This window comes from Amycolatopsis sp. NBC_00355 (assembly GCF_036104975.1).
Classification (GTDB): Bacteria; Actinomycetota; Actinomycetes; order Mycobacteriales; family Pseudonocardiaceae; genus Amycolatopsis.
Window position 1 is genome coordinate 4380027 of sequence record NZ_CP107982.1, and the last position, 16970, is coordinate 4396996.

16 protein-coding genes are annotated in these 16970 nt (G+C 71.6%); 7 read left to right on the top strand and 9 right to left on the bottom strand.

The features are described from left to right. Positions 1 to 95 precede the first annotated feature (95 nt). The gene (locus OHS18_RS19230) at positions 96 to 1091 is read right to left on the bottom strand and encodes a DUF1702 family protein (protein ID WP_328450667.1); all 996 of its coding nucleotides are present in this window, start codon (positions 1089 to 1091) and stop codon (positions 96 to 98) included. Positions 1092 to 1118: 27 nt separating this feature from the next. After that, positions 1119 to 1946 (bottom strand): helix-turn-helix transcriptional regulator, encoded by an 828-nt coding sequence (locus OHS18_RS19235; protein ID WP_328450665.1) that lies wholly within the window; start codon positions 1944 to 1946, stop codon positions 1119 to 1121. Between the two features lie 590 nt (positions 1947 to 2536). Between OHS18_RS19235 and OHS18_RS19240 the strand changes: the two genes are divergently transcribed. Both OHS18_RS19240 and OHS18_RS19245 read left to right on the top strand, forming a co-directional pair. Then, complete coding sequence (locus tag OHS18_RS19240; RefSeq protein WP_442874367.1) at positions 2537 to 3373, top strand: AfsR/SARP family transcriptional regulator; 837 nt, start codon at positions 2537 to 2539, stop codon at positions 3371 to 3373. 37 nt (positions 3374 to 3410) lie between these two features. Next, positions 3411 to 4106, top strand: coding sequence for a winged helix-turn-helix transcriptional regulator (locus tag OHS18_RS19245; protein ID WP_328617958.1), 696 nt, complete (start codon positions 3411 to 3413; stop codon positions 4104 to 4106). Positions 4107 to 4218: 112 nt separating this feature from the next. Here OHS18_RS19245 and OHS18_RS19250 read toward each other — a convergent pair whose 3' ends face one another. Both OHS18_RS19250 and OHS18_RS19255 read right to left on the bottom strand, forming a co-directional pair. Then, positions 4219 to 5460 carry an RNA polymerase sigma factor gene (locus OHS18_RS19250; protein WP_328617959.1) on the bottom strand — a complete coding sequence of 414 codons (1242 nt, stop codon included), beginning with the start codon at positions 5458 to 5460 and terminating at the stop codon, positions 4219 to 4221. After that, positions 5457 to 5843, bottom strand: a complete 387-nt coding sequence (locus OHS18_RS19255; protein WP_328450657.1) for a YciI family protein — start codon at positions 5841 to 5843, stop codon at positions 5457 to 5459. The genes OHS18_RS19250 and OHS18_RS19255 overlap by 4 nt, the downstream gene beginning before the upstream one ends. Before the next feature lie 132 nt (positions 5844 to 5975). Between OHS18_RS19255 and OHS18_RS19260 the strand changes: the two genes are divergently transcribed. After that, positions 5976 to 6677 (top strand): maleylpyruvate isomerase family mycothiol-dependent enzyme, encoded by a 702-nt coding sequence (locus OHS18_RS19260; RefSeq protein ID WP_328617960.1) that lies wholly within the window; start codon positions 5976 to 5978, stop codon positions 6675 to 6677. A 4-nt stretch (positions 6678 to 6681) separates the two neighbouring features. Here the strand turns inward: OHS18_RS19260 and OHS18_RS19265 are convergent, their stop codons facing one another. Next, on the bottom strand, positions 6682 to 7302 hold the full coding sequence (locus OHS18_RS19265; protein WP_328450653.1) for an L-threonylcarbamoyladenylate synthase: 621 nt from the start codon (positions 7300 to 7302) through the stop codon (positions 6682 to 6684). A 150-nt stretch (positions 7303 to 7452) separates the two neighbouring features. On the opposite strand from OHS18_RS19265, the gene OHS18_RS19270 reads away from it, so the two are divergent. Next, on the top strand, positions 7453 to 7956 hold the full coding sequence (locus tag OHS18_RS19270; RefSeq protein WP_328450651.1) for a DUF899 family protein: 504 nt from the start codon (positions 7453 to 7455) through the stop codon (positions 7954 to 7956). 177 nt (positions 7957 to 8133) lie between these two features. After that, positions 8134 to 10497 carry a sensor histidine kinase gene (locus OHS18_RS19275; RefSeq protein ID WP_328617961.1) on the top strand — a complete coding sequence of 788 codons (2364 nt, stop codon included), beginning with the start codon at positions 8134 to 8136 and terminating at the stop codon, positions 10495 to 10497. A gap of 263 nt (positions 10498 to 10760) precedes the next feature. Here the strand turns inward: OHS18_RS19275 and OHS18_RS19280 are convergent, their stop codons facing one another. Then, positions 10761 to 11366 (bottom strand): response regulator transcription factor, encoded by a 606-nt coding sequence (locus OHS18_RS19280; protein WP_328450647.1) that lies wholly within the window; start codon positions 11364 to 11366, stop codon positions 10761 to 10763. 312 nt (positions 11367 to 11678) lie between these two features. Then, complete coding sequence (locus tag OHS18_RS19285) at positions 11679 to 11867, bottom strand: hypothetical protein (RefSeq protein WP_328450645.1); 189 nt, start codon at positions 11865 to 11867, stop codon at positions 11679 to 11681. A 456-nt stretch (positions 11868 to 12323) separates the two neighbouring features. Here OHS18_RS19285 and OHS18_RS19290 point away from each other — a divergent pair, with 456 nt between their 5' ends. Next, the gene (locus OHS18_RS19290; protein WP_328450643.1) at positions 12324 to 13073 is read left to right on the top strand and encodes an AraC family transcriptional regulator; all 750 of its coding nucleotides are present in this window, start codon (positions 12324 to 12326) and stop codon (positions 13071 to 13073) included. A 253-nt stretch (positions 13074 to 13326) separates the two neighbouring features. Further along, on the top strand, positions 13327 to 13932 hold the full coding sequence (locus OHS18_RS19295; protein ID WP_328450641.1) for a response regulator transcription factor: 606 nt from the start codon (positions 13327 to 13329) through the stop codon (positions 13930 to 13932). Here OHS18_RS19295 and OHS18_RS19300 read toward each other — a convergent pair. Together OHS18_RS19300 and OHS18_RS19305 are read right to left on the bottom strand one after the other, a co-directional pair. Continuing rightward, on the bottom strand, positions 13874 to 15148 hold the full coding sequence (locus tag OHS18_RS19300; protein ID WP_328617962.1) for a sensor histidine kinase: 1275 nt from the start codon (positions 15146 to 15148) through the stop codon (positions 13874 to 13876). The two genes, OHS18_RS19295 and OHS18_RS19300, sit on opposite strands and share 59 nt — an antisense overlap. A gap of 342 nt (positions 15149 to 15490) precedes the next feature. Next, positions 15491 to 16930: a SagB/ThcOx family dehydrogenase gene (locus OHS18_RS19305; RefSeq protein WP_328617963.1), complete on the bottom strand. Its 1440-nt coding sequence runs from the start codon at positions 16928 to 16930 to the stop codon at positions 15491 to 15493. Positions 16931 to 16970 lie beyond the last annotated feature (40 nt).

The following is a 16970-nucleotide window of genomic DNA, read 5'->3' on the forward strand; positions in this document are numbered from 1 at the left end:
GGTGGGAACGGGACTCCATAACGAGTTCCACTGTGTCCTTCCACGCTCACATAAGCCGTGGTCACGGGTCTACTCCACAGTTGCGAGCGCCCGCTTCAGCCGGCTTCGCGCAAGGACTCCGCACCGAACTCGGCGCGGATACGGGCCCGCCACAGCTCGTACGGCGGCACCGGGCCGACGTCCTCGAACGGCACCTCGGTGCCGTCCGCGAGCGCCTCGGCCGCCTCGACCGTGAGCCCCGCGAGCACGCCCGCGGCCAGCCGGCTGTGCTCCGGCACGTACGTCGAGTAGGTGCGCGCCTTGATCGCGAACACCACCCCGAGCGCCAGTTCCGCGTAGTGCGTCCCGGAAAGGCGGCGCAGCGTCTCGAGCCCCGCCTTGTCCGCGCCGCCGGCGAACGTCGCCGCCAGCCCGACCCCGCTCCACAGGTCCGGGCGGCGGGCTTCGGCGAACGCCTCCACCGCCGCCCCGACCGCTTCGGGCACGCCGCCGTGGATGAACCACAGCGCCCGGCCCACCCCCTGGTCGAAAGCACGCGAGAAGTAGTCCGCGCGTCCCGCCCACGGGTACGGTGCCGGCTCGGCCTGTTCGTCGACCCACTTGCGGGTGTCGAAGTACGCCCGGTCGAAGCCGTAGCCGTCCACCGCCAGCCAGCTCATGACCGGGTGGTGGTGGACGCCGTCGAGCTCCGGCAGGATGTTCTTCCACAGTGGACGCGGCAGCCGCGCCATCGCGAACCCGATCCCGATGTAGGTGAGGAAGATGTGCGGCTCCCCCGGGCCCTCCAGCAGTGCCTTCGTGCGGTCGCGGCCGCCGCCCGGCATCGCGTCCAGGATCGTGTACCCCATCGTGGCGCCCTCGTACGCGAACCCGCGCTGCTCGGGTTCGACGAGCGCGAGCCGTCGCTGCAGCTCCCACAGGGACGCGCCCTCGATCGCCCACTCGAACCCGCACACCACGGCCTGCGGCACCGCCTCCAGCCGGGCCGTCGCCGTGGTGGGCGTGACGGGGAAGCCGCGCTCCGCGAAACCGACGGAGGCCAGGGACGGTGCGAGCATCCGCTTGCGCAGCACACCGAAGAAAGTCGACATCGGAAGTCCTCGTCTTCGTCTGGGTGGTCAGGCCACGGAGCGCAGGTGCGACCGCTGGGCGGCGACCATCCGCTGGCCGGCGGGCGTCTGGCGGGAGGCCAGGGTGATCGCGATCGGCGGGTCGATCAGGGACGGCGGACGCAGCTTCATCCGCACTTCGGCCGGCTCGAACTCGGCGACGGTCGCCGAGCCGGTGGCGATGGTGAACGGCGGACCGGACTGCGTCTGCCGCACGGGACCGTGGTCGGCGACCGCGATCACCGTCCAGTTGCCCTCGGGCACCCCGTCGATCGTCACCTCACCGGAGAGGGTGTCGGCGAGGCCGCCGAACGCCACCGGGCCGCTCTGCGGCACGGCGTCGGCGAAGACCCCGACGAGCACGTTGGCCGGCGCCGCGTTCTCGGGCATCGCCAGCCGCACGGTCAGCCGTCCGCTGCCCGACTGCAGGGACGCGCAGGAACTGCCGGCCTCCCGCAGGGACCGCAGCGACGGCAGCCGCTGGAAGTACGCCGAGTGAGCCACCAGGAGCTCACCGACCTCGGGTTCGCGGTACTCGGTCGGGGTCATCCCGACCGCGCGGACGAATCGGCTGGTGAACGTGCCCACGCTGCTGTAGCCGACACTGCAGACGATGTCCGACACCGTCAGCGAGGTGGTCAGCAGCAGCCTCTTCGCTTCGAACAGCCTCACCGCGGTGAGGAACCGGCCGGGCGTCACCCCGGTCGCCTTGGCGAAGATGCGTGAGAAGTGGAACGGGCTCACGTACACCTCGGATGCCAGAGCCGACAACGTGATCGGCTCGAAGTAGCGATCCAGGATCATCTCGATCGCGCGCAGCACGGCCGGCGGAACCACATGGTCGTGCTCCTGCCTGTACCGCTCTGCACCAGCCGACTGCTCGCCGCCGTCGGCGCCCCCGGACGCAACCGATCGCAAGATCATCAGTCCAACCTCGAATTTCCTACGGCGTCAGAATCCATCTCCGTCAGGTAAGACGCCGTCCCTTGCAGGTCGGTGGACCTCCGATGGAGAGTCGCAGGAGGCCGCCGCAGGATCGGAGCGGCGCCCGTGCGGGGATCCGGTTCCGGGTGTGCGTAACGCATACCCCGCGCGTGCGCGGCGCACGGGACCGGTCTGACAGACGCGCGGATACGGCGAGTGATAGCGGCCACGGATCCCCCGCGACGGCCCGCAGAGATGATCGGGACCTGGGGTTTGCCCGGCTCGAGCGGGTCACGAGGGGTGCGGCACGACCGCGTGGGACATGCGGAACGCACGGGACCACCGAGCAGAACACATCTTGACTCTGGTGGACAGCTCACTGGCTGGTGCCCGGCCACTCTGTCACATTCGACAGTGGACAGCCCGGGGTCGGACTTATCCGGCTCGACAAGGCTTACTGGGGAGCTCGAGACATCGGAGCAGGAACACTGGAGGCGCCCGGCATGTACTCCGACAACAAGCTATCGGACGGACTGGTCGGCGTGACTCAACAGCCCGTCGGACCACCCGAACGTGTGGTCCAGTTCACCGTACTCGGCCCGCTCGGCGTGCTGCGCGACGGCGTCGACTACGCGCCGACGACACCGAAGATCCTGCAGCTGCTGGCGTTGCTCGTGATGCGGCCGGGCAAGATGGTGCACGTCGACTCGATCACGCAGGAGCTGTGGGCGAGTGATCCACCGCGGACGGTGCGGACCACGCTGCACACCTACATCTACCACCTGCGCCGGTGCATCGAGCAGAACGGGCTCGCCGAAGGCGACGAGTCGCTGCTCGTCACCAAGGCGCCCGGCTACGTCTTCCGGATCGACCCGGCCCAGGTCGACGTCTTCCGGTTCGGCCGGCTCCAGCAGGAAGGCCAGGACCTGCTGCGCCACGGCGAGCACCCGGCCGCGGCCGCCAAGTTCCGCTCGGCGCTCGACCTGTGGGCCGGGCCGCCGCTGGCGAACGTCCACTGTGGACCGGTGCTCGCACCGTACACGATGGAACTGCTGGAGCAGCGGCGCAACACCCTGCACATGCTGATCGAAGCCGAGATCACCAGCGGCAACCACCGCGAGCTGATCGGGGAACTGCGGTCGCTGACCGCGGGCAACCCGCTCGACGAGGCGCTGCACGGACAGCTGATGCGCGCCCTGGGCCGCAGCGGCCGCCGGTCCGACGCGATGGCCGTCTACCGCAGCCTGCGCAAGCGGCTGAGCGAAGAGCTCGGCGTCGAGCCGTGCGACGAGCTGCAGCTGCTGCACCGCGACCTCATCTCCGAGGGCGACCACCACTAACTCTTACTTTCCACCGCACGAACGGAAATGAGGATCAATGACCGCACGCACCCGCACCTACGGACAGTTCTGCGGACTCGCCCGCGCCATGGAGCTCGTCGGGGAACGCTGGGCCCTGCTCATCGTGCGCGACCTGGTGCTCGGCCCGAAGCGCTACACCGAGCTGCAGGCCGGCCTGCCGAAGATCCCGCCGAGCATCCTTTCGGCGCGGCTCAACGAGATGGAAGAGGCGGGCGTGATCCGCCGCCGCATCCGCCCGGACCTCGACGCCGGTCTGGTCTACGAGCTGACCGAGTACGGCAGCGAGCTCGACCACATCCTGCTCGACCTCGGCCTGTGGGGCGCGCGCTCGCTGAGCCACCCGGGCCCGGACGACGTCTTCACCCTGGACGCGGCGATCCTCTCGCTGTACACGACGTTCCAGAGCGAAGCCGCGGCCGGCGTCCAGGTGACGTTCGAGATCCAGTACCACGACTCGATGATCCTGCACGCGATGGTCGACGACGGCGCGCTCAAGGTCTCCGAGGGCCGCCACTCCGACGCCGACCTGATCATCCGCTCCAGCCAGGGCCCGGCCCTGCTGGACGTGATCGGCGGCCAGGTCACCCCGGCGGAAGCGGTGATCGCGGGCAAGGTCTCGATCGAGGGCGACCTGCGCGACCTGGAGCTGTTCACCCGCCTGTTCCGCCTGACGGCGGCCCCGGAACCGCAGGAAGGTGTCGTCCTGCACTGATTCCGGCGGCCGGCCCCGATTCCGGGAGCCGCCCCAACGCCACAGTGGGTGCGTCCGGCGCACCCACTGTGGCGTTCGGTGCGCCCCACGCACCCGAAGTGCCGTTCGGGGCTCAGTCCAGGCGTGCGGCCCGGTTCTCGAGGTACCGCTGCTCCGGCTCGCTCGCCGTGCGCGCCGCCGCGCGGCGGTAGTGCTCGCGGGCGGCCGCCGGGTCGCCCGCGCGCTCCAGCAGGTGGGCCCGGACCGCGTCCAGGCGGTGGCTCTGCCGCATCCGGCTGTCGCCGGCGATCGTGTCCAGCAGCTCCAGACCACGCGTCGGGCCGTCGACCATCGAGACCGCGATCGCCTGGTTCAGCGTCACCACCGGGCTGGGCGCGAGTTCCTGCAGCACTTCGTACAGCTGCGCGATCTGCACCCAGTCGGTGGTCTCCGTGCTCGGGGCCTCGTCGTGCAGGGCCGCGATCGCCGCCTGGACCTGGTAGACGCCGACCGGGCCGCGGCCGAGCGTGCGGCCGATCAACGCCGCGCCCTCCGCGATCATCGCGCGGTCCCAGTGTTCGCGGTCCTGCTCGGCCAGCGTCACCAGCTCGCCGCCGGGGCCCGTGCGGGCGTCCCGGCGGGCGTCGGTGAGCAGCAGCAACGCCAGCAGGCCGGCCACTTCGCCGTCGTCCGGGCGCAGGGCGCGCACCGCGCGGGCCAGCCGGATCGCCTCGTGCGCGAGCTCGGGCACCTGCAGGTCGGTGCCGGACGTCGCGGTGTACCCCTCGTTGAAGATCAGGTACAGCACCTGAAGCACGACGCGCAGGCGCTCGGTGTACTCGGCCGCCGCGGGCTCGCCGAAGCTCGACCCCGCGGCCGCGATGCTCTCCTTGGCGCGCGTGACGCGCCGGGCCATCGTCGCTTCCGGGACGAGGAACGCCTTCGCGATCTGGGCGGTCGTCAGGCCACCCACCGCGCGCAGGGTCAGCGCCACCTGCGACGGCGGGGAAACCGCCGGGTGGCAGCACAGGAACAGCACCGTGAGCGTGTCGTCCCGATCGGACGGCCGGTCCTCGCCGGGCCCCGCGACCGCGGCGGCGTCCGCGGGTTCCCTCAGGGCCAGGGACTCTTCCCGGCGCCGGCGCGCGCTTTCGCTGCGCCACAGGTCGGTCAGCCGGCGCGCGGCGACCGTGACGAGCCAGGCTTGCGGGTTGTCCGGCACGCCCTCGGCCGGCCACTGCGCCGACGCGGCGATCAGCGCCTCCTGCACGGCGTCCTCGCAGGCGTCGAACTGGCCGTACCGGCGCACGAGGACACCGAGCACCCGCGGCACCAGCGGCCGCAGCAGCTCGCCGAGCGCGGCCGGACCGGTCACCCGGTGAACTCGGACTCGGTCCGCGCGTCGGCGAAGAACACCACCGGCCGGACCTCGATGCCGAGTCCCTCGACCTTCGCGTCCGGGATCATCGCGGCCACTTCGCAGGCGCGTTCCCGGCTTTCGCACTCGACGAGGTAGAAGCCCGCCAGGAACTCCTTCGACTCGACGAACGGCCCGTCGGTGACGGCCGGGACGCCACCGGTCACCCGGACCACCGCGCTGTCGGCCGGGCCGCCGAGCGCCTGGGTGCTGATCATCTCGCCGGACTCCCGGATCCGGCGGATGAACTCGCCGTGGCCGGTCATCACGTCGTCCTTGTCCTGCTCCGTCAGGCCGTCCCAGACCTCGGGGTTCATGTGCATCGTCAGCAAGAACTTCATGCCCTCTCCCCACGTTCGGTACCCGCGAAACATAACCGATCCTGCACCGCAATCCACGAGTGGTCACGGACCCCGGCATCCGGGCAGCATCTACGCCTCGGCTTCGAAAACCCCGCTCGGAGGACACCCCCCATGCAAGACGTGCACGCCGACCTCGCCTCCGAGGCGGACAAGCTCGCGGAGCTGATCCGCGGCCACGAAACAACGGTGATGCTGCCCGTCGGCCGGGTCATCACCGGGCACCTCGCCGAATTGACCGTCGTCGCCCGCCGGATCGTGCTCGGTGTCGAAGGCGACGAAAGCGCGTCCGCGCCGCGCATCACGAACTCGGGGATGCTCGGCGACGCCGTGGTGGCCTGGCGCTCGGAACACCGCAAGGCCACCGACCTGCTCGCCACCGCGACCGTGGACGTCCGGTGGCCCGGCGGGCCGATGCGGCCCTCGGCGCTCGCGGCGGCCCTGCTGACCGCGGTGTTCGCCCGCGGCCAGGACATCGCCGACGCGCTGGGCGCGCGGCTGGAGCGCGACGACAGCGTCGGGCACGTGGCCTACTACGGCGTCCGCACCCGCGACCACGCCTACGCCGGCCACGGCGCACCGCCGGCCGGGCCGTTCCGGTTCGAGCTCACCGCGCCCTCGGGCGACCGGTGGGAGTTCGGGCCGGCCGACGCGGCCGACCGCGTCCGGGGCCCGGCCGAGGACTTCTGCCTGCTGTTCACCGGCCGGCGCCCGCTGACCGAACTGGCGGTCACGGCCACCGGCGCCGAGGCCACCCGCTGGCTGGGCCTGGCCCAGGTGCGCCGCGATCCACTCTGGACGTCCGAAGTGGACTGACGGCTCAGGCGAAGCGGTCGGGATCGCCGGCACCGCGCCGGACGATCTCGGCCTCGCCCGAGGAGAAGTCGACCACCGTGGTCGGCTCGACCCCGCACTCGCCGGAGTCCACGACCGCGTCCACGACGTGGTCGAGCTCCTCCTTGATCTCCCAGCCCTGGGTGAGCGGCTCGGCCACGTCCGGCAGCAGCAGCGTGCTCGACACCAGCGGCTCGCCGAGCTCCGCCAGCAGCGCCTGGGTGACGACGTGGTCGGGGATGCGCACGCCGACGGTCTTCTTCTTCTCGTGCATCAGCCGCCGCGGCACCTCCTTGGTGGCCGGGAGGATGAACGTGTAGCTGCCCGGGGTGGCCGCCTTGATCGCGCGGAACACGGCGTTGTCCACGATGACGAACTGGCCCAGCTGCGCGAAGTCCTGGCAGACCAGCGTGAAGTGGTGCCGCTTGTCGAGCTTGCGGATCGAGCGGATCCGCTCGAGACCGTCGTGGTTGTCCAGCCGGCAGCCCAGCGCGTAGCAGGAGTCCGTCGGGTACGCGATCAGGCCGTCCTGCCGCACGAGATCGGCGATCTGGCCGATGGCGCGCCGCTGGGGGTTTTCCGGGTGCACGTCGAAGTACCTGGCCATGCCCGCGAGCCTAGGCCCCGGGCCCGGAGTACGCCCGGCGGGCCCGCGCGTCTCCCACCTTGCTGCGAACACCCCCGAACCGGTGACCGGGGGCCCGCGCAGGACGCACAATCCCCGGTGCGACCGTGCGCTGCCACCCCGGAGGCGATCATGACCGAACTGGTACTGCCCGACCTCATCGGACCGACGCTGCCCCGGCCCCGCGCCGTGCCGTCGGCGGAGTACCGGTTCGTCGGGCCCGCCGGCCCGGCGGGCCTGCCGGAGCTGTTCGGCGGGCACCGCCGGCTCGCCGTGCACCACCCCGCGCCGGACCGCAGCCGGCCCGGCGCCGCCGTGCCGGCCGCGGAGATCGCCGCGGCGTTGCACACCGAGGGCACCCGCCTCGTGCTGGTTTCTCACGCTCCGTACGCGAAGTTCGCGCAGTACGGCCGCCACTTCGGCTGGGACCTGCCGTGCTATTCCGCTGCGGGCACCGGCTTCGGCGCGGACTTCCCGGCCACCCGGTACCTCGAAGGCGCCGGCGGCGACGACGCCCCCGGGCTGAGCCTTTTCACCCTGGACGGTCCCTTCGTGCTCCACCTCGGCACGATCGCCGTGCCGTACCTGGACTTCCTCGACCTCGTCGGCGTCACGGGCGATCACCACCGCGACTGAACCAGTATTGGACCAGAACGGCCCGATCCGGCGGGAAACGCTGCGGCACGGCCACTCTTCGACGTACCGACCGACGGTCGGCATGAGATAGGATCGGCCAGAAGCATGCAGACAGAGCTCAGCCCGGACCGCCCGGCCCGACCTGTGCGCCGCCGACCCGCCGGAGGACCGCAGCACATGTCTCCGGTAGCCGCACTCGATCCCACCCCGCTCTCGTCGCCCGCCGAGCCGCGGGGCACCACCGGGGTGGACCGGCGGCCGCGGCTCGCCACCGTCCTGGCCGCCGGCATCATCGTCGTGGTCGCCGCGGGGTTCTCCGTGATCGGCCTGGCCAACCTGCTGCCCACCTCCGTCGACCCGCTCCACGCCGTCTACGGCGTCGTGGGCATCGCCGGGCTGCTGGCGATCCAGCTGCTGTGGTTCTGCCGCCCCTCCGCCGAGCTGGATTCGACGACCAGCCGGGTCCTGCTCGCGGTGATGGTGGTGCTGGCCTACCTGCCGATCCCGACGTTCGGCCTGCTCTGGGCCGACATGCCGGACTTCGTCGGCGGCGTCGTCCTGCTGATGCTGCCGCGCCGGTACGCCCTGCCCGCGTTCGCCGCGGTGTGCGCGAGCATCGGCTGGACCTACACGGTCTTCGACGGCAACCCGCTGACCACGGTCTACGGCACGATCTCCTCGATCTTCTACTGCCTGGTGTTCTACCAGCTCACCCGCCTCGCCCGGATGGTGAACGAGCTGCACCAGGCCCGCACCGAACTGGCGCAGCGGGCCGTCGCCGAGCAGCGGCTGGCGTTCGCCCGCGACCTGCACGACCTGCTCGGGCTGAGCCTCTCCGCGATCGCGCTCAAGGGCGAGCTCGTGCACCACCTGATGCGCAAGTCCGCCGACCTGGCCATGGTCGAACTTGCGGAGATCACGGCGACCGCGCAACGCACGCTGTCCGACGTCCGGGCCGTCTCCCACGGCTACCGGGAGCTGTCGCTGGAGAAGGAGTCCCGCACCGCCGAATCGCTGCTGGCCGCCTCGGAGATCGCCGTCCAGGTCCACCTCGACCAGGGCGATCTCCCGGTCCAGGCGCGGACGATGCTGGCGAAGGTGCTCCGTGAAGGCGTCACGAACGTGCTCCGCTACAGCGACGTCGAACACTGCGAGATCGACGTGCGCCAGCAGGGTGACAAGGTCACGCTGGAGATCGTCAACGACGGCGTGGCGGCCGACGAGGTGGCGCTCGAGCCGGGTAGCCGGCTGACCAGGCTGCCCGAGGAGGTGGCGGCGCTCGGGGGTGTCGCGACCGCCGGGATGGACGCGGACGGCCGCTTCCGGCTGCGCGTCGAGCTCCCGGTCCCCACCCGGCTGGACGGGCCGGCGACCGGCGGCGTCCGGGCGGACCGGCCCGAGTCGACGCTGATCCGCTGGCTGATGCCGACGACGATGTGCCTGATGGGCATCGGCGCGACCCTGCACGTGCTCCAGCTGACCACGGAGGCCTGGCAGGTCGCCCTGGTGGTCGGCTCGGTCGTGGCGCTCCTGGCCTTGCAGCTGTCGTACTTCAACCGGCCGGCGACGCCGCTGCGTTCGGCCCAGACCTACGCGATGCTGCTGGTCCAGGCCTGCCTGACCTACCTGCCGCTGCTGCCGCTCAAGCACAACTGGGTCAGTGTGCCCGGCCTCCTGATCGGCACGGCGCTGCTGATCCTGCCGCCGGTGGCCGGCTGGACCTTCTTCGCCCTGAACGCCGCCGCGTACGCGTGGATCCAGCACGCGGCCGGCGCGAGCGACATCTCGCTGGTCTTCTACACGGCCGCCACGGTGATGACCGGGCTGACGGTGTTCGGCCTGCTCTGGCTGGTCCGGCTGGTGACCGAGCTGGACCACACCCAGCGGCGGCTGGCCGAGATGGCCATCGCCGAGGAGCGGCTGCGCTTCGCCCGCGACCTGCACGACCTGCTCGGGATGAGCCTGTCGGCCATCGCCCTGAAGAGCGAACTGACGTCCCGGATCCTCCCGATCGACCGTGACCGCGCGACCGGGGAGCTGACCGAGATCCTCGGCCTGACCCGCCAGGCGCTGTCGGACGTGCGGTCGGTGGCCAGCGGCTACCGCGAACTGTCCCTGGACAGCGAGTCCCGCACGGTGCGCTCGGTGCTGGCCGCCGCCGACGTCCGGGTCCGGATGGAAACGCTTTCCGAAGAGCTGCCCTCGGCCGTGCGCACCGTGCTCGCCGTGGTGCTGCGCGAGGGCGTCACGAACGTCCTCCGGCACAGCAACGTCGAGAGCTGCGAGATCGCGATGCGCCGCGTCGACGGCGGCATCAGCCTCGAGATCGTCAACGACGGGGTCGGCGGCCCCGACCGCGCCGCGAAGGCGGTCGTGGCCCCGAGCGGCAACGGCTCGGGCAACGGTTCCGGCTCCCGCCACCTGTCCCCGGGCAGCGGGATCGGCAACCTCTCCCACCGCGTGGCCGACCTCGGCGGCGAGCTGACGGCCGGCGTGGAGTCCGACGGCCGCTTCCGGCTGTGCGCGGTCGTCCCGGCCTGATCCGTCCACGAGCCCGGCGGGCGAACCCGTCTCCTGACACCGCGCGCGGCCCGCGAGGCAGCCGAGGGTCCCGAGCCACGCGATTCCCGCGCCTCACAGCCGCTCTCACGCTCCGAAGGCCACCTTCGGGGATCCGGACGCCCTCAAGGCCTACAGAGGCGCTGAGGGCGTCCAGCGCGAATCCACGACGTTGCCGGGGTCCGGTCGAGGCGGGTGCGCGGCTTCGGCGGGCCACCGCGGCGGCTCCCGGCGCCGTGCCCGGCTCAGAGCCAGCCGGAATCCTGCGCGATGCGGATGGCGTCCACCCGGTTGCGGGCGTTGAGCTTGGCGACGATCGTCGTCAGGTAGTTCCGGACCGTGCCCGCCGAGAGGTAGAGACGAGCGGCGATCTCGACCGTCCCGTAACCCTGGGCCGTCATCCGGAGCACGTCCAGCTCGCGGCCGGTCAGCGGGCAGTCCACGCTGTCCCAGGCGGCCAGCGCGAGATCGCCGTCGACCATGCGCCGCCCGGCGACGACGCCGCGGACGGCGTTCGCCAGCCGGTCCGGTGGCGCGTCCTTCAGCAGGAAACCGCCCACCTTGGCGTCCAGCGCGCGCCGGAGCGTGCCCGGGCGGCCCAGGCTGGTCAGGATCAGCGTGCGGCAGCCCGGCAGCTGCTCGTGCAGTTCACCGGCGGCGGTCAGGCCGTCCTTGCCGGGCAGGTCGATGTCGATCACTGCGACATCGGCCCGTGCCTCGCGGGCCATCGGCAGGATGTCCAGGCCCGTGGCCACCTCGGCGACGACATCGATGTCCGGCTCCAGGCGCAGCAGCGCCACCAGGGCCCCCCGCACGATGTGCATGTCTTCCGCCACGAGCACTCTGATCACGAGGCGCCTCCGCACTCACATTCCCCAGAAGCCCAGTTAAACATTCCGACCGGCACCTCGGTTACCCCAATCGGGGATTCCGTCTCGGTTTGCACGCACAATGACACGGACCACTGGCGCCGGTGGACTGGATTGTCTTTTAGCGACCGGACCACTACTTGATGTAGCGCAAAGACGGCCGCGCACCGTGGGTGGAAATTTTCCACATGGCGATTTTACGTGCGAGAGTTGCGCCCCGACACGGCGAAGCCGGCCGTCGCGGAGGCGACAGCCGGCTTCGTCCGGGCGGACATCAGCTGCGAAAAGACCCGGTCAGGCCGCTTCGAGGACGTCCATCCGGCAGATGCTCGCCCGGATGGGAGCGGCCCCGCGGGCCGCGGTGTCACCCCACAGCTCGAAGCGGTCGATGACGAGACCGGTCTCGGCGTTCGCCGAGTTCCCGAACTCGATACCCAGGTCGTCGAAAAGCGCGCGGACGTCGGCGGAAAAGTGTGCGGACATTATGTGCTCCCCAGTGGCGAAGATGAAAGCTTCACGTGACTCAAATAGTCCGCCGAGAAGGGCTCCCGAGCCAGTGTCCGCATCATCGGGCCACCGTGCTTTATGCCTACTCCGTGCAGTGCCCGGCATGCCGCCGAACGGGGCATCAGGAGGTGCGAGGAGCGGCCACGGCGTCCATTTTGGTCACTCGGCGCGGTCGACCGGGCGCGATGCGCGACAGTGCACATGCGGATGTCACATGTGCATGTGCCCGTTGAGCGGCCTGGTCACGCCCCTGCGGCGCGCATATGCAAAACGCATGTCCGCGCCCTGTGAAACCCATTCGGAACGGTGCACTGAGCACTTAAGAAGTAGACGCCGGCCGACCTACAGTTCTGCCATACCAATTCGCCGTCGCCGATCGCGTTCGCAGGGGAACGCGCACCGGCCGGCCTGGGGACTGGAGGGACGGCCACCATGGACGAGATCGTGCGGCAGGCCGTGGCACGCGCCATCATGACCATGCGGGACAACCTGGGCGATCGCCTGACGATCGACGACCTCGCCCGGGCCGCGATGTTCAGCAAGTTCCACTTCACCCGGGTCTTCCTCCGGGCGACCGGGCTCTCGCCGGGGCGGTTCCTCTCGGCACTGCGCCTGGCCGAGGCGAAGCGGCTGCTCGCGACCACGGGGATCTCGGTGGCGGACATCAGCCACCAGGTCGGGTACAACAGCGTGGGCACCTTCAGTGCCCGCTTCAGCGGCAGCGTCGGCTACTCCCCCACGGGGTACCGGCAGCTGCGCGGGATGACCCCGCGGATCGCCGAACGCACCGGTCAGCCGGGGTCCGAGATGACCGTGCGCGGGAACGTCTGGCGGCCGCCGGGCGGGGACGCCGGCCAGGTGTTCGTCGGGCTCTTCCCGGCCAAGATCGCCGAGGGCGCGCCCGCGCGCTACGCGATCCTGCCCGGCGCGGGCCAGTACACCTTGACCGACGTGCCCCTGGGCTCGTGGTACGTCATCTCGCACGCCTACGGCTCTTCCCCGCACGACGACCGCGGACCGCGGCCGCTGACCGGGTTGTCCGGGCCCGTGACGGTGCACCGGGGGGTCGCGGCGAGCCTGCTCGACGTCCGGTTGCGGCCGCGGCACGGCTTCGACCCGCCGGTGCTGCTGGCGCTGCCCGACCTGCGGCACGCGCCGGCCCGCCGGGCGGTCGCGGTCTGAGTCCACCCCCGGCGGGCGTCCCGGGGAGGGACGCCCGCCGGGTCCGTATCCGGGGAAAGGGGAATCCGTGCGGAGCCGACACCTGACCGTCGCCACGGCGACGGCAGTTCTACCGTCGCGAACCGGAATGGGGGAAACCCATTCGCCGTCCGGGGTCATCCCGCTGCACCGGGCGAATGCCCCGGCGGGATCGCCCAATGGCGTACAATTCCGCGTGGGGGAAATGCACGACCGGGGGAAGCGAGGGACCGATGTGATCAAGGTTCTGCTGGCCGAGGACATGGACATGGTCCGCGGCGCCCTCGTCGCCCTCCTCAGTCTCGAGTCCGACATCGAGGTCGTCGCCGAAGTGGACTCCGGTGACGAGATCCTGCCCGCCGCCAAGGCATCCCGGCCCGACGTCGCGGTCATCGACATCGACCTGCCGGGCAAGGACGGGCTGACCGCGGCCACCGAGCTCCACGAGCACGTGCCGGACTGCCACACCTTGATCCTCACCAGCCTGGGCCGCCCGGGCACGGTCCGCCGCGCGCTCGACGCGAAAGTGAACGGCTTCCTGCTCAAGGACGCGCCCTCGGACAAGCTCGCCAACGCCGTGCGCTCGGTCGCGATCGGCCGGCGCGTCATCGACAGCGAGCTCGCGCTGTCCGCGTGGGAAGCCGACGACTGCCCGCTCACCCCACGGGAGCTGGAGATCCTGGCGCTGGCCGCGCGCGGGCGCAACGTCGCCGACATCGCCGCGGATCTGTTCCTGTCACCGGGAACCGTGCGCAACTACCTCGCCGCGTCGGTCACGAAGCTCAACGCTCGCAACCGGGTGCACGCGATCCGGATCGCCACCGACGCCGAATGGCTCTGAGCGACGCCGGCGCCGGGCCCCCCGGCTGAGTGTCCCGCGGATCCGCGCCGAACCGTGCCAAGGGGACGGTGGCACACACCAGATGGGTGCCACCGGGCCGGGTTCCGGCCGTCAGCTCGCCGCCGAGCAGGCTCACGCGGTGGGCCAGGTTCCGCAGTCCCCGGCCGTGCTCCTCTTCGCAGTCCTCGGCTTCGCCCGGCACGACGCCGTCGTTGAACACGCGCAGCCACGCTTCGCCCTGGGACACCCCGACGGCGAACTCGCACCACGAGGCCTTGCTGTGCCGCACCACGTTCGTGGCGCTCTCGCGCAGCACCGTGGCGAGCGTCGTGTCCACCGCGGCGGGCAGCTGCACGGACTGCGCCGGGTCGAACCGCACGGTCACCCCGGCGGTCGCCAGCACGGCGGCCGCCGACCGGCACTCCTCCACCAGCGAGAGCTCGCGCTTCCCGGCCGCCACCGAACGCACGTCGGCGAGAGCCTTGCGGGACATCGTCACCAGCTCGGTGAGCTCCAGCTGGGCCTGCGCCGGCCGGGCCTCGACCAGCCGGCGGATCAGCTCGACCTTGAGGGTGATGGCCGAGAGGCTCAACCCGAGCAGGTCGTGGGTGTCCCGGCTGAACCGCAGCCGCTCCTCGGCGACGACCCGGGCGGTCAGCTCACGCCGGACGTCCTCGCGTTCGGCCGCCAGCCGGACGAACCAGGCCAGGCCGAACACGGCCACCGCGGCCACGGCCGTGAGCGCGACGCCGTGCAGACCATCCGCAATGGACACGCCGGGTGCCCCCGTCGCGGCCGCCAGCACGCCGACCCCGCTCGAGACGAGCACGAGCACCGGCACCGACACGGCGGGCCTGGCCACCAGCAGGACACTGCCCACGAAGAAGCTGCTGAGCACGCACCAGTCGGGGCCCAGCTGCAGCATCGGCAGCAGGCCGAGCACGGCCTGCAGCACCAGCGCCGGCCCGCGGAAGCGGATCCGCCCGTAGCCGAACCCGACCAGGTGCACGGCGATCAGCGCCACGGCGTACCCGCACGCGACGAGCGCGACGGGCCACGACCGCACGTCCCGCAGCGGGCCCAGCAGCCCGAGCACACCGATGCCCAGACAGACGCCGGCGTGCATGGTGTAGACCAGCCGAGCCGGAAAAGCCTTGCCCGGCAGCCGAGCCGCGGCGTCCGAACGCGACTTCGCCCCGGTTGCTCCCTTTGCCACCTCCCGGTACGACGATCGGACTCTCGTGTCGAGTGCTCTCGCGGTAACAGCCATCGCAGCGCCTCCCCGGAAACGCTCCCCAGTGCCCCAGAACTGCAATCTAACAGCCGTTCCTGAGGATCCGGGTCGCCGTCACGGGGGATTTTGACCGAACTGTGCCGATCGTGGGTGCCGCTGCCCGGCCGGGGCGCCGCCTGCTCGTGGGTGTCCGGCCGGGTCCGGGCGGACCGGCGTTCGGCGGCCCACGGGGGTACCACTGGTCCGCGTCGGGCAGGCCCGGCACCCAGCCGCCCAGGCCGAGCCCGCCGCACCGGGAGTCACACGCGCCACACCGGTACCGCGTCAGCCCGGGAAGTCCAGCACGCACTCGCCGACGCTGACCTCGGCCGGCCACTCGAGTTTGAGGGCCCGGTCCACCCGGTCGCCGGAGTCGACCGGGACCGCGTGCGCCGCCAGGCCCATCGCCTTCGCCGCCAGGTACAGGACCTGCTGCAGCGCGCCCGCGTGCAGGAGGGTCGTCGCGTAGGCCGCGCCGCCGAGGACCCAGGCGATGCGGGACATCCGCGCCGTCAGGGTCAGCAGCGCGGCGGGACGGCGGTGGCTGCCCGCGGCGATCATCGACATGTCCAGCAGCGCGTCCAGGACGGCCGCGTCGTCGTTGATCAGCGTGAGCGTGTGCCAGAGCGGGTCGTAGTGGTAGATCCCGCGCGCGAGGTCGGCGCAGCGGTTGATGCCGACGTAGAGCTCCAGCTCGTACAGGCAGGCCACGCTGAAGTAGGGCCGCTGCGACGCCTCGTGCGACGGCCCGCCGGGCACGTGCGCCGGCCCCACCGATCGCACCCGGGCGGTGCGGAACAGGAACTCGCCGAGCTGGCTCGCCGTCAGCGTCCGCTCGCCGAACTCCGGGCAGATGTGGTCGCTCTCCAGCAACGCCGTCAGCGGCGGGTCCCCGGCGGCGAGCACCTCGGCGTCGGGCCGGGGCAGCGGGAACGTCGGCCCGGCGGTGACCTGCTTGACGACCGGCGGCTCGGCGCCGATCCGGACGGTGTCGGGCTCCGGCGGCGAGCCCTTCTGCCAGGTCCGGCTGCGCGTGTGGAACATCAGGTCGTCGTGCGACCAGACGGTCGTGTCCGGGTCGCCGTGGTCGGTGAACCGGCCCTCGTCGTCCCCGAGCAGCACGACGCCGGCCGCGACGAGGAACTCCACGACGTCGGCGACGACCGCCTCGCTCACCCCCGTGGTCACCGCCAGCTGCGCCACCGTCGTCGGCGAAGCCAGCGAAGTCGCGATCAGCACGGCGGGCGGGCGGAGCAGCGCGACCTTGTACCGCGCGCCCGGTGACTCGGCCAGCAGCGCGCCGTCCTCGGCCCGCAGCGCGGTGAACCGGGACAGCCGCACCTGCCGCCCGGGCGGCAGCGGGCCGTCGGGGAACGCCGGGAACTGCGTCACGGGGATCGCCGAGAGCACCGGCCCGCGGCCGTCGTTGAGCGCCAGGGAGTGCACCACCGAGCCGGACAGCCGGGTGAGCACCTTCCGCAGGGACAGCCGCCACGCGTCACTGGCCGCGGGGCCGGACACCGCGAGGTTCGCCATCGACACCGGGCCGAGCACGAGCCGCCCGAGCGACTCGCGCACGCCGTCGGCCGTGCCCGGGAACTCGTATTCGCCCCACCACGTGATCGCGACGAGGGAACCGTCGTCACCGGCCTCGACCAACGTGTCTTCGGTCAACGACCACAGGCGGACCGTTTCGACCTGCCCGGCCGGGCTCTCGGCAGCCACCGCAAACTCCTATACCCACGACGGAAAACGTCGTTCTCCG

What these genes read in the sequence shown, in the direction of transcription:
- OHS18_RS19260 (WP_328617960.1), top strand. Translation starts at nt 5,976, where the DNA reads ATGCAAGACGTGCACGCCGACCTCGCCTCCGAGGCGGACAAGCTCGCG.
- OHS18_RS19285 (WP_328450645.1), bottom strand. Translation starts at nt 11,867, where the DNA reads ATGTCCGCACACTTTTCCGCCGACGTCCGCGCGCTTTTCGACGACCTG.
- OHS18_RS19265 (WP_328450653.1), bottom strand. Translation starts at nt 7,302, where the DNA reads ATGGCCAGGTACTTCGACGTGCACCCGGAAAACCCCCAGCGGCGCGCC.
- OHS18_RS19275 (WP_328617961.1), top strand. Translation starts at nt 8,134, where the DNA reads ATGTCTCCGGTAGCCGCACTCGATCCCACCCCGCTCTCGTCGCCCGCC.
- OHS18_RS19255 (WP_328450657.1), bottom strand. Translation starts at nt 5,843, where the DNA reads ATGAAGTTCTTGCTGACGATGCACATGAACCCCGAGGTCTGGGACGGC.
- OHS18_RS19240 (WP_442874367.1), top strand. Translation starts at nt 2,537, where the DNA reads ATGTACTCCGACAACAAGCTATCGGACGGACTGGTCGGCGTGACTCAA.
- OHS18_RS19270 (WP_328450651.1), top strand. Translation starts at nt 7,453, where the DNA reads ATGACCGAACTGGTACTGCCCGACCTCATCGGACCGACGCTGCCCCGG.
- OHS18_RS19230 (WP_328450667.1), bottom strand. Translation starts at nt 1,091, where the DNA reads ATGTCGACTTTCTTCGGTGTGCTGCGCAAGCGGATGCTCGCACCGTCC.
- OHS18_RS19245 (WP_328617958.1), top strand. Translation starts at nt 3,411, where the DNA reads ATGACCGCACGCACCCGCACCTACGGACAGTTCTGCGGACTCGCCCGC.
- OHS18_RS19290 (WP_328450643.1), top strand. Translation starts at nt 12,324, where the DNA reads ATGGACGAGATCGTGCGGCAGGCCGTGGCACGCGCCATCATGACCATG.